Source organism: Spirosoma liriopis (assembly GCF_023196085.1).
Classification (GTDB): Bacteria; Bacteroidota; Bacteroidia; order Cytophagales; family Spirosomataceae; genus Spirosoma; species Spirosoma oryzicola.
This window is the reverse complement of record NZ_JALPRF010000003.1, coordinates 1080758-1093691: the sequence shown is the minus strand read 5'-3', so window position 1 is coordinate 1093691 and position 12934 is coordinate 1080758. Positions and strand designations below refer to the sequence as shown.

Below are 12934 nucleotides of genomic sequence, written 5' to 3'. Positions count from 1 at the left end.
TCGCTAACGATTACAGATTGTATGAATGAGGTTGAATTATCGGTTGATTAGGCTGCCGGTTGCTCTTTTCCAGTCGAGTTCGGCGGTGCGTAGATTGACCAGCGTGGTCAGGTAATTATTTTGAGCGTCCCGGAGGGCGGTTTCAGCCTGAACGACCTCCGTAATGTCAACTGTCCCTTCTTTAAATTGGAGTTGGGTTTGTGTGTACACTTTTTCGGCCAGCGCAACTTGTCCGCGATTGGTTGACAGATTCGTTTGCTCGACCAGAAATTTGTTGCGTGCATTGGCAATGTCCATCGAAATCGACTCCCGAATCTGACGGTTCTGCACGTCCAGCTTTTGGGTGTCGATGCGGTTCTGGCTTAATCGTGCCTTACGTGCCAAGCCGTCGAATACGCTCCAGTTCAGCTGTAAACCAACCCAGTAGCCGGGTAAGTTTTTAATGTATGAGTTGTCGCCACCGATGGCATAGACGGAACTGTTCGCTACGCCGTAAGCAGAAACCGTTGGAGTAAAACCGGCTTTGATGTTTTGCTGCTGTAAGCTGTTGATAATCTTTTGCTGATCGATCAACTGTAAATCCGTCCGGTTGATGGTGTATTCGTTGCTAGGAGCTACCGGAATCGTTTCTTCAATCGCTGTTGCTACGAATAGCGAATCGGTTTGTGGCGTTCCGGTCAGGTACTTCAGGTTGTTCAGTAATTGAATGTAGGTCGATTGTAAGGATTCGATCTGGGTTTGGGAGGATAGCTTGCTGACTTGCAATCGATCGACATCAATGCCCTGTACGAGCTGGTTTTGCCGCCGTAAATCGGTGATGCGAATCAGCCGTTCGGTCGAAGCCAGGTTAGTGCGCAGGAAAGCGATCTGTTGCGCCGTTGTTTGCAGGTTGTAGTACGTGGCCGACACATTGTAAGCGACATCTTCTTTGGTTTTCTGCGTTTGTAACGCCGACAGATCGCGGCTGGCTTTAGCGGCTTTTGTGGCAATCAGCAACGATTGATTAAATAATTGCTGGGTTGCCTGCACCGTCGTCGATAAGTTATACGGTAGCCCGAATGCCACCGCTGTGTATGCGCCTTCGGGGCCACCAAAGGCCGACGCTGGAATTACCTGCCCCGGAATTTTGATGTACCGCCGATAATCACCGGCGAGGCTAACCTGGGGGCGAGCGTTCGCTTTGACTTCGGCGATCTGCGCTTCGGTTTTTACTTCGTCAAGTCGGGCGGTTTGAACGCTGTAATTGTTTGTCAACGCTTTATTGATGAGTTGCTCGAGCGAATAACTCTGAGCGCTGGCTAGCGTACCGCCCAACGCAAAAAGCGCGGAGAGGTACCATCGAATGGTTTGCATGGCTGGTAAGAAACGTTTGTTTTAAATGATTTGACTAATCAATGTTTTTAAATATTTGTTTAAAACATGGATAAAAAAATTTAAACCTTCTCGAATTCAAACAAATAGGTTGTAATCATGTCAATGACTAGCTGTTTGTGGGTGTTCGTAAACTCGTCAAAATCAGCTTCGCTCATCTGCCACATCTTCATCTGCATGGCCTTGCCAATAAAAATGAACTGAATATTACAGAAGATCAAAGGCATCAAATGCATCGAACTGATTGGCCGGGCATTACCACGCGCAATCTCTTGCTTGAGCTGTTCCTCAAAAAGAGAATGCTGAATTTGTTTCATGAGCCCGATGCTGGTTGCCATACGCTCTGGATTGCGATGGACTTCGTTCATGATAAAAATAGACAGGCTAGGGTTCTTCTTGAGCAGTTGAAAGTCGTGTTCGATCAACTCCGAAATCTTTTCGCGAAGGCTGATTTGCTTATTCATGATTTCGACCGTTCCGTTGAAAAACAGCTGAAACATTTCTTCGAAAATGCTCACGAACAGCTTCTCCTTACTACGAAAATAATAATTCGTTAAGGCTATGTTGATGCCTGCCTTGTCGGCAATGTCCCGTGATGTGGCGCCATCGAACCCCTTCTCCAGAAAGACCTGCTTGGCCGCTTCCCGGATCTTTTCTTCGGTTGATTTAAAAGGGGAACAATTCATGTTTTTTTTCATTGGACGTTCAAAAGTATTTGCTTCCTTCTTAACGCCCAAATGAATTGAATAGTTTTTTTAAACAAATGTTTAAATTCTGGAAAATGTCACATTATGAAGTTGAATTGTTCTGTATATCCGATAATTTATAAGCCCCTAGGGAGTAAAGTTCACGTCAGAAATAAGCGATGCAAAGAGGGCCAGTCGCGTGACTGGCCCTCTTTGTTAACTGGTTATCTTAAACACCCAAACCGGCTGGTTGGGTAGCTGCTGCCGTAATTTCTCCGGAACGGTGACGGTCAACCCATCTTTTGTCTTGGCTGTTTTGAGTGATTGCGATGAACCCAAAACAGTAACCTTTGCCTTCGGTGATGCGTTAGGCATCGGCAGAGATACGGTGGCCGGAAGCTGTTTTTCCGATTCGCCCGCGAAGTAGGATGCGTAGCTGCTCGGTCCGTTTGCGGTGAAAGCCCACTGGCCTTGCCGATACGGGGCCAACGGTTTGGTACCGTAGACTGACTCGCCGTTAACGGTGATCCATTTGCCGATTTCCTGCAACCGCTGATAGGCTTCTTCGTGCCACTCGCCATCGGGGCCGGGGGCTACGTTGAGCAACAGGTTGCCATTTTTGGCTACCACATCGACCAGCGTCTGAATGAGCTTACGGGCCGACTTGAAATTTTCTTTGGGAATATACGACCAGCTGGCCCCCATGGTCATGCACGTTTCCCAGGGAATCGGCATGTAGTGATCGGGAATTTGCTGTTCGGGGGTAACATAGTTTTCAAATTCGCCCGACACTGTACGATCAACGACGAGCAAGCCCGGCTGATGCTGCCGAGCCATACCCGCGATGCGGGCCATGTTGATGTCCTGACTGTAGGGAATGGTTCGTTGCCAGCTAACGGTCGAGTCAATCGTACTGGCGGGACGAACCCAGCCGCCGTCGAGCCACAGGATATCTACTTTGCCGTAGCCAGTCATCAGTTCCTCGATCTGGTTATACGTGAAGTCGCTGAATTTCTTCCAGTTCTCCGGATATTTCTTTGGATCGTAGCTGACATTGCGGTCTTTAGGCGGGAAATAAGGCCACCAGTAATGTTCGGTATGCCAGTCGGGTTTGGAAAAATAGGTACCTACCATGAACCCCTGCTGCCGAAAAGCGCCCAGCACTTCCTTGGTTACGTTGCTGCGCGGGTTCGACGAAAAAGGCGATTTCTTATCGGTGATTTTGTAGTCGGTCTGCTTGGTGTCGAACATGCAAAAGCCGTCGTGGTGCTTAGTCGTGAAGATCACGTATTTCATGCCCGCCTGTTTGGCCGCATTCGCCCAACGTTCGGGGTTGAACTTAGTCGGGTTAAACGTCGTCTGGAGGTTTTCGTAGGCTTTTTTATAGTCGTACCAGTTGGCTGAGTACGGGCCTTTACGTTCGCACCAGCCTTCGTCTTCGGGGCAGAGCGACCAGGATTCAACAACGCCCCACTGGCTATACGTACCCCAGTGCATAAGCAGACCAAATTTAATATCCTGCCAGTTGTTTAGTTTCTGCTTGACCTGTTCGTCTTTAGGCCAGACGTACTTGTCGTGATTCTGCTCGGAATGCTGCTGCGCGAGGGTCGGGAGACTCAATAAAAGGCCGAACGCGACGCGTAAAAGTGTACGTTTCATTGGATGGACTGGGTTGTTATTGTACCTGATTCCAACATAAAATAGATTGCCGGAAACGGAAATTCCCGGCAATCTGCTGCTTTTTTGTCGATAATCCGAATGCTGACCACTACGGGCTGACTAACGTATAATTTCGTCCTGCCTGGGTCATAAAATCATAGACTTGGGTTTGTTGCCGACTGGACAATTTGCGTGGTAGGTTCTTGAAAAAGCGGATTGAATTGGCATCGCTGGCCGGTTTGAGCCCAAGCCCATCAGATGTTTAAATCGCGGTCATAATTCGTGGGCTGCCCACCGAACGACTGCCGAATGAGCAGATCCCTCAGGGATTCATACGATTCCAAATAGCGGTCTTGACTCTTATTGGTGAGCGTTGGCGCTAACGCATAGTTTTCCTCTAATAAGGCTTCGCGCGCCTGAAGCAGGTAGTTTTTTGCCACCGGATTCGGGTTAATTGGGCCGTCCGACCAGAGCGTGCTTTCGTTGAGTTGATGGAATTCTTCGTCTACCTTGCTGAATACCGTAGCTCCCAGACGACCATTACCGACTGTCAGTGCCTCGTTCCAGTTACGGGCAGGCTGTTTGTATCAAACCTTAAGCGATTGCGTGCCGAACGTACCGGATAGAAAAGCGAACACGAGCAGACTGAATAAAAAACGCATTGTTTTAGTGAAAAATGGGGAGTAACCAGGCATCTTGTAAGGGGTCATGAAGATGAAGGGTTTACCGCTAATTTCTTACTAATTAGTCACTTTATTAGTCAAAATAGCACGGAAGGCAGTTAGAAGGAAAATTGTTTAAGAATAACCCGAAACAAACGGGCAGACGCGTGTTATGCTTGCGTAAAATAATTACTTCTGTGTTTACAAAGCGTTGACAATCAGTCAACATTGAGGTAATATGGCCAGCTTACTTTTGTAGGAAATCACGTACGTAGTACTAACCTACAAACTGTATGAAGTCTCCTCTACGATTTTTGACGCCACTGCCACGCCTGGTACCGTTGGCGTTTTTGATTAGTCTGCTATCCGCTTTACCAGCGTTGGCACAAACCATTACCGGTCGTGTGACCTCCGCCGAAGATCAGCAGCCGTTGCCGGGCGTTTCCATTCTGGTACAGGGTAGTACCGTCGGCACGACATCCCGCGAAGACGGTACGTACAGCCTGAACGTCAGCAATCCGACCAGTGCAACGCTAACGTTTTCGTTTATCGGTTACGACAATCAGCGTGTGGCTGTCGGCAATCGCTCGGTCATCAACATCGCGCTGAAGGCTGGTACGGCCAACCTCAATGAAATCGTCGTAACGGCTCTTGGCATCAAGAAAGATGTTCGGCAGACGGGCGTCGCCATTCAGACGGTCGATGGTAATCAGCTACTCAAAGCGCGTGAGCCAAACCCAATCAACTCGCTGACGGGTAAAGTAGCTGGTCTGACCATTGGTAGTTCGGCTGAACTGCTGGGGCGTCCCAATATTTCATTGCGCGGCAACACCGACGTCTTGTTCGTTGTTGATGGTATCCCCATCACGTCGGATACCTGGAACATCAGCGCCGACGATATTGACACGTATACGGTCCTGAAAGGAGCTTCGGCGTCGGCGCTGTACGGCTTCCGGGGTAAAAACGGGGCTATTCTGATTACGACCAAGCGCGGTACGAAAGACAAGCGCGGCTTTTCGGTAGAAATCAATACGAGTCAGATGTTCGATCAGGGCTTCCTCGCCATTCCGAAAGTGCAGGATGAATACGGTCCCGGCGACCACGGCGTGTATGCCTTCGGGGATGGCAAAGGAAACGGGCTCAACGATGGTGACTACGATATCTGGGGACCAGCCCTGAACGGCCAACAGATTCCGCAATATGACAGTCCTGTGATTCCGGGGCAGTCGTTCACGACGAAATTCCCCAACGGAGCTACGTTTACCAGCGACCGGCAGCCAACGCCGTTCCTGCCCCGTGGTAAAGACAACCTGCGCCGGTTTATCCAGACCGGTATTCTGTCGAACAACAACATTTCCGTTGGGGCACAGGGCGAAAAATACGACATGCGTTTTTCAACCTCGTATAACTACCAGCGCGGTCTGGTACCGAATACGAAGCTGAACGTCGTCAACTTCAACCTGACGGGTGGGTACAATTTTTCGCCAAAGTTGCGGTTTGATGCCAGCATGAACTACAATCGTCAGTTTACACCCAACTTTCCCGATGTAAACTACGGTCCGAACTCGCTGATTTATAACGTAGTTGCCTGGGGTGGTGCCGACTGGAATATTGACGATATGAAGCAGATCTGGCAGCCGGGTAAAGAAGGTTCGCAACAGATTTACGCCGAGTATCAGCGCTACAATAATCCTTGGTTCCTGGCAAAATACTGGCTGCGCGGACACTACAACAACAACCTGTATGGCTATACCTCGCTGAAATATCAGCTCACAGACAATCTGCAACTGACGGCTAAAACGCAGCTGACGACATACAACCTGCTGCGGACGGAAAAACTACCCTATTCGGCAACGACCTATGGTCGGGAGGAAGGACGGGGCGACTACCGCGAAGACCGCCGGAATCTGTTCGACAACATCAATCAGGTACTGCTGCAATACAACAAGACGGTATCGCGCGATCTGACGATCAATGCATTGGCTGGTGGCGAAGCCCGTATTCTGAACTACAACACCGATATTGCTAGTACGAACTACCTGATTGTGCCGGGCGTGTACAACCTCGCCAACTCGTCGAATCCGGTGATTTCGAACAACTTCACCGCTGACATGCGTGTACTGTCGGCCTATTACTCGGCTGACTTCACGTTCCGCGACTATGTTACGCTGACGACAACGGGCCGGGTCGACAAACTCTCGACGTTGCCAAAAGGAAACAATACCTACTTCTATCCGTCGGTAGCGTTGAGCACCGTGGTTTCTGACTACGTAACGTTGCCCGCTAGTCTGGGTATCTCATTCCTGAAAGTACGGGCGAGTTACGCTAATGTAAAAGATGCACTGACGCAATCGACAATTCAAAACGCATTTAGTCCGCTCCCAAACTATGGTTCAAACCCCATTGGCTACGGAGATAATTATTCGTCATCGTACGGCGGACCGACCTACCAAAACTCAGCGGTGTACACGTTGCCATTGTCGTACAACAACAAGCCGGCTGCCTACTATACAAATACACTAAACAACCCGAATCTAATACCCAACTCGACCTCACAGACGGAGATTGGACTTGACATTCGGTTCCTGAACAACCGAATTGCACTGGACGCTGCCTATTACGTCAGCAACGACGGCCCTCGGATCTTTACGCTCCCTTCGTCGGAAGCAACAGGCTATACAGGCCGGCTGGTCAATGGAATCATGACGCAGAAGAAAGGTGGCGAAATCTCGCTGACGGGTAAGGCCATTCGCTCGACCAACGGCTTCAACTGGGACGTGGTTGCCAACTACTCGACTTTCACCGAACGCCTGAAAGAAGTATATCCCGACGGAGGTATCAACACGCTGGCATCCAGTTACTTTGTTGGTAGTAGTAGTGGTAACCGCTTTATCAACGTTGGCGACCGTACGGATGGTTTCTATGCCGGGGCTTTCGTACGCACCCCTGACGGACAGTATATCAATGATGCGGGTGGTCGCCCCATTGCGAACCCAACGGCGCAGTTCCTGGGCTACGTGAATCCCAAGTTTGTCTGGGGAATCAACAACCGCTTCAGCTACAAAAACCTGACGTTCAGCTTCCAGTTCGACGGACGTGTAGGTGGCGTGATCGGCGACTATGTTCGGCAGAAAACCTTCCAGGGTGGTCGTAACATCGAAACGGTACAGGGCGCATTGGGTACCGCTCGGGTCAACGATGTACAGGGCGTGAAATCGTACGTGGGCAGTGGCGTCGTGCTGACGAGTGGTTCGCTGAATTACGATGTCAACGGTAATGTGCTAAACTATGGTGAACTGAAATACGGTCCTAATACTACCGCGACGTTCGCACAGGACTATGTCGCACGGTTGTACGGTCAGGCGGAATCGTTCCTGATGGACCGAAGCTTCGTCAAGCTCCGCGAGGTCATCATCGGCTACACGCTGCCGACGAAAGCGCTTAGTCGCTTCGGTGTCCGGCAGGCAAGTGTATCACTGGTCGGCCGTAATCTGCTTTACTTCGCGCAATACAAAGACATCGATCTCGATCAGTTCCTGACGGGCGGTATCTCCAGCCTGCAAACGCCGACCACCCGTCGGTACGGTATCAACCTGAATCTGACATTCTAAACGGGGCACCCTCATACCTCCGACCTCTCCCGTTTTGGGCGGTCCGTGCCACGGTGGCCGTCGTCGCGGGAGGAGTTGGGGGAGGGTAAATCCACAAACTACAAACTGAAATGTCCTTGAAGAAATACATTCTCCCCGTGCTGGCGGTACTCACGCTAGCAAGCTGCGAAAAACCGTTCGATCAGCTCGAACAAGACCCTAACCGGCCAACAAGTGCTCCTGCATCGCTGGTATTCAACGGCGTCGTTAACGATATGTACTTTGTTGGTTCTGGCGGCAGTACGGGTAGTACTGCTGGTAGCTCGGATAACAGTGGAGCGTGGAATTCAGCCCAACGCTACAATCAATTCTACGCTAGTAATTACAACTACTACGCGACCAATGACTACGCTTGGACGACGACGGGCCTGAACTACACAACGCTGAAAAACGTGGTGAAGATGGAGGAAGAAGCCAAAAAAGCAGGGCTGCCCGATGTCAATGCGTATTCGGCACTGGGCAAGTTCTTCCGGGCCTACTTTTTCGAAAATATGACCCGGCGCGTCGGCGACATTCCGATGACCGAAGCCTTGCAGGGCCTCAACAATCAGACACCGAACTATAACACGCAGAAAGAAATATACGTCCAGATTCTGAACTGGCTCGACGGTGCCAACGCTGATCTGACGTCGTTGATTGCCAAAAACGATAACAACCTGTCGGGCGATATTTACTTCGGTAATAGCTTGAGCAAGTGGCAGAAAGCGGTGAATACCTACAAGCTGCGCGTACTGGTGAACCTGAGCCGCAAAGAGTCGGATACGGACCTGAACGTGAAATCTCGTTTTGCGGAGGTACTCGGCAACCCGACTAAATATCCGGTCATGACCTCGTCAGACGATAACCTGCAATACGTTTACAACAGTCAGTTCAACAAGTACAACCGCAACCCGGATAACTTTGGCGGAAACGCCACGCGCGAGAACATGGCGGCTACGTACCTCGGTACGCTGACGAGCCTGAAAGATCCCCGTACGTTTGTCGTGGCTGAACCCGCTACGGCCAAAGTTGCCGCCGGTGTGAAACCGACCGACTTCGCGGCATTCGTGGGCGCATCATCGGGAGAAGATCTGGCGACGATGGCCTCGAACGCAACGCAGGGCGTGTACTCGTTCATCAACCGGAAGCACTACTACAGCACCTACACGGCCGAGCCATATAGTATTATTGGCTACCCCGAATTACAGTTCAACATCGCCGAAGCAATCAATCGGGGCTGGGTATCAGGTAATGCCGAGACGTACTACCAGAATGGTATCAAAGCGTCGTGGGCGTTCTACGGGATCACCGACGGTGCCAACACCGTTTATTTCTCGGCCGACGGTGGGTATCGCAACTTCAATACCTACACAGTTAATGTTAGCTTCGCCGATTATTACGCACAGTCGGCAGTGAAGTATGCGGGCAGTACGACGGGCCTGAATCAGATTCTGACGCAGAAGTACCTGGCTTTCGCCCAGAACTCGGGTCTGGAAGCATTCTACAACCAGCGCCGGACGGGCGTGCCTACCTTCCTGGTCGGCCCCGGTACAGGCAACAGTCAGCGGATTCCGCTGCGCTGGCAGTATCCGGCGACCGAGCGTTCGTACAATACCGCCAATAATACGGCCGCAATTGCCAGTCAATACGGTGGTAATGATGATATTAACGCCCAGATGTGGCTATTGAAGTAAGCGTAGTTCTCCAACCAGCAGGTAGTAAAACAACGCTTGCTGGTTGGAGACGTATTGCTAATCGTCCGGTGTCTGAGTAGACTGTTCTGCCAAACCATACGTATCTTGCCGTACTTTTTAGACCTGAATACTCTCATGAACCGTAGAAACGTACTCAAATCAGCCTCGTTACTTCCTTTTCTGCCTGCTTTATCGCCAACCCCTGATTCGAACACCGTTGCCCGCAAGCGTTCGGTTCGGTTTGCCTATGTTGGCGATACGCACATAACGCCCGAAGCCAAACCAATGGAGTCGGTAGCAAAGTGCTTGCAGCACGTGCAAAGTCAGGCCGACAAACCCGCTTTTATTTTGCACGGGGGCGATGTGATTATGGATGCGCTCAAACAGGACCAGTCCGCTGTTCAGAAACAGTGGGATGCCTGGCATACCGTTGTCAAAGCCAATAACACATTGCCTATCGAATATTGCATCGGTAACCACGACGTTTGGGGATTCGAACAAGCGAAAAATGATCCGATGTACGGGAAGAAGTGGGCTGTCGATTTGATGCGGATTGGTGGTCGATACCGTAGCTTTGACCGCAATGGCTGGCATTTTATTATTCTCGATAGCGTGCAACCAACCCCGGACGGGAAATGGTATACGGGCTTTATCGACCCCGAGCAACTGGAATGGCTAAAAGGAGATCTGGCAAAAACGGATGCTAAGACGCCCGTGCTGGTTCTGTCGCATATTCCGATTTTTAGCCCTACTGCATTTTTCAGCGAACAAAACGTTAAGAACGGTGACTGGACCATTCCGGGAGCGCTGGTTTTGTCGAATACGCCGGAATTATTAAAGCTGTTTTACCAGTATCCTAACGTAAAAACGGCACTGAGCGGTCACATGCATTTGCTGGATCGCGTTGATTACAATGGGGTTACGTATCTGTGCAATGGTGCTGTCTGTGGGAATTGGTGGAAAAGCGACGTTTACCAACAGACGAAAGCCGGCTATGCCTTAATTGATCTCTACGACGACGGGAGCGTTGAGCGAACCTATCTGCATTATAGCTAATCAAAAAGCGTTTCATCTATTCCCAACCAGCCCTCAACCCCTAAGTCGCTACAATGGAAATCATCGCCAGCCTTTTCACCCAGAGCGGAAATGACGCTTATTTCGGTGAGCCCGTAACGCAACTTGAACATGCGCTTCAATGCGCTCAACTGGCCGAGCAGGCTGGGGCCGATGAGGAAACCATTGTAGCGGCTTTTTTGCATGATATTGGTCATCTCTTACCCCCTGAGCTGACCGAAGGCGACGCGGCTCAAGGGTATATGGATGGTTACGGGACCATCGATCACGAGCGGCTTGGGGCGGACTATTTGCGGCAGCTTGGGTATTCCGAAAAAGTGGCTCAGTTGATCGAGAACCACGTCAATGCCAAGCGGTACCTCGTTTTCCGAAATCCAAAGTACTTTGCCCGTTTATCGGAGGCCAGTCTGAAAACACTCACGTTTCAGGGTGGACCGATGTCGGAAGCCGAAGCGCTGGCATTTGAAGCGAATCCGTATTTCAAAGGCATACTGCAATTGCGCTCCTGGGACGAGCAGGCCAAAATACCCGGCCTGGCAACGCCCGGTGCTGACTACTATCTGGCTATGGGACAAAAACTAATTGCTGGGTAGATCACGCCTTACAGCCAATCAACAGGAGCGTTTCCCCGTTCACAAAGCATTTTCGAGAACCCACACAATGCAGGCTATCAGATGGTGGAAGCACTGGACATGGGGCGTATCGTCCGTCATCTAAGCGGTGACCGATCAGCGAGTTTATGCGTTTGTCAGCAGAAGTTTGTAGTTTACTGGCAGTAACCTTTCGTAGCTGGTCGCAACCAGTGCCAAATTTGACACGTAATGCGTTTTCTTCGTAATCCCACTGCCTTCGTTGTTTTCGGGGCAACAGCCGCTTTTTGTACCTATGCCTGTATGTATGCGTTCCGCCGGGGCATCACCGCCGTTACGTTCGAAGGGATGGTTTTTGCCGGGGTGAGCTACAAAATTTGGCTGGTGACGGCGCAGGTATTTGGTTATGCTGTATCGAAGGGAATCGGGGTAAAGGTTGTTTCAGAAATGTCGCCGGGCCGCCGGGCAACCAACATTCTGCTGTTCGTTGTCGTAGCGTTATTGGCGCTGCTGGGCTTTGCTCTTGTACCGGCTCCGTGGAATATTGTTTTCCTGTTCCTCAATGGCTTGCCGCTGGGCATGGTCTACGGTACGATGCTGGGCTTTCTGGAAGGGCGTCGGCAAACCGATGCGCTCGTCGCGGGTCTGACCGCTTCGTTCATCTTCGCGTCGGGTTTTGTCAAAACGGTTGCGTTAACCATCAAGGCGGATTGGGGCGTATCGGAATTCTGGTTGCCGTTCGTGACTGGTTCGTTGTTTGTCCTGCCGATGCTCATCTCCATTTATGCGCTAACGCTGCTGCCGCCACCTACGGACGAAGACCGTGCTCTGCGTACGGAACGCAGGCCTATGAATGCCGCCGAACGACAGTTGTTTGTGGGTAATTTCAGGCTGGGGTTGATATTGCTCATTGCTTCGTACGTACTCTTGTCTGCCTTTCGCGATTTTCGCGACAATTTCGGTCCCGAAATCCTTAAAGACGCGGGTGTATCCAATCCATCGATCTTTGCTAAAACCGAAACGCTGGTAGCAGTTGGTATTCTGATCGTGATGGGGTTGCTTCAGCGCGTAACGGACAATTTCAAGGCGTTTACCTTACTCAATGGCTTGATGCTGATGGGTGGTGCGTTGGTGGGTTTAAGCACTTACGCTTACTCAATCGGTGTGTTATCGCCGGGAAACTGGTTTCTGCTGACAGGTTTGGGTTTGTACATGGCCTACGTACCTTGTAACGGACTGTATTTCGAACGGTTGATCGCTTCGTTTCGCTATGTCAGCACCGTCGGTTTCATTGTGACGTTAGCCGACTGGTACGGGTATCTGGGCAGTGTCGGGGTACTGCTGTACAAGAACTTTGGTCATGCTAACATTAGTTATCGGGAGTTTTTTATGGCTGGAGCGTACATCATGGCGGCTTTTTATGTGGTGCTGGTTATTGCGTCGTTTATTTACTTCAAACGGCGGTATGGGCAAACAGAAAAGCTGGTGGCCGTACCAGAATTCTGATAGAACGAAAACTAACGGTTTCTGAACGGGTTCAGCATGCTACCGGGTGCTGAATTTTTGTGT

The 12934-nt window shown here is 50.6% G+C and carries 8 protein-coding genes and 1 pseudogene; 5 read left to right on the top strand and 4 right to left on the bottom strand.

Going from position 1 to position 12934, the window contains the following annotated elements; all coding sequences use genetic code 11:
- Window positions 1-36: 36 nt before the first annotated feature.
- The 4 genes and pseudogenes from M0L20_RS21500 to M0L20_RS21485 form a co-directional block, all read right to left on the bottom strand.
- The gene (locus tag M0L20_RS21500; protein WP_248478970.1) at window positions 37-1353 is read right to left on the bottom strand and encodes a TolC family protein; all 1317 of its coding nucleotides are present in this window, start codon (window positions 1351-1353) and stop codon (window positions 37-39) included.
- 80 nt (window positions 1354-1433) lie between these two features.
- Complete coding sequence (locus M0L20_RS21495; RefSeq protein ID WP_232558656.1) at window positions 1434-2057, bottom strand: TetR/AcrR family transcriptional regulator; 624 nt, start codon at window positions 2055-2057, stop codon at window positions 1434-1436.
- Window positions 2058-2273: 216 nt separating this feature from the next.
- Complete coding sequence (locus M0L20_RS21490; protein ID WP_248478969.1) at window positions 2274-3716, bottom strand: alpha-L-fucosidase; 1443 nt, start codon at window positions 3714-3716, stop codon at window positions 2274-2276.
- Window positions 3717-3970: 254 nt separating this feature from the next.
- A pseudogene (locus M0L20_RS21485) lies at window positions 3971-4291 on the bottom strand (glycoside hydrolase N-terminal domain-containing protein); the annotation flags it as partial.
- Between the two features lie 380 nt (window positions 4292-4671).
- On the opposite strand from M0L20_RS21485, the gene M0L20_RS21480 reads away from it, so the two are divergent.
- The 5 genes from M0L20_RS21480 to M0L20_RS21460 all read left to right on the top strand — a co-directional run bounded on the left by M0L20_RS21480 (window position 4672) and on the right by M0L20_RS21460 (window position 12871).
- Window positions 4672-7989, top strand: coding sequence for a SusC/RagA family TonB-linked outer membrane protein (locus M0L20_RS21480; protein ID WP_248478968.1), 3318 nt, complete (start codon window positions 4672-4674; stop codon window positions 7987-7989).
- 110 nt (window positions 7990-8099) lie between these two features.
- Entirely contained in the window at window positions 8100-9701 is a 1602-nt protein-coding gene (locus M0L20_RS21475) for a SusD/RagB family nutrient-binding outer membrane lipoprotein (RefSeq protein WP_248478967.1), read from the top strand.
- A 135-nt stretch (window positions 9702-9836) separates the two neighbouring features.
- Entirely contained in the window at window positions 9837-10757 is a 921-nt protein-coding gene (locus tag M0L20_RS21470; RefSeq protein ID WP_248478966.1) for a metallophosphoesterase family protein, read from the top strand.
- A 53-nt stretch (window positions 10758-10810) separates the two neighbouring features.
- Window positions 10811-11368, top strand: coding sequence for an HD domain-containing protein (locus M0L20_RS21465; RefSeq protein ID WP_248478965.1), 558 nt, complete (start codon window positions 10811-10813; stop codon window positions 11366-11368).
- A gap of 228 nt (window positions 11369-11596) precedes the next feature.
- Window positions 11597-12871 carry a DUF5690 family protein gene (locus M0L20_RS21460; RefSeq protein WP_248478964.1) on the top strand — a complete coding sequence of 425 codons (1275 nt, stop codon included), beginning with the start codon at window positions 11597-11599 and terminating at the stop codon, window positions 12869-12871.
- Window positions 12872-12934 lie beyond the last annotated feature (63 nt).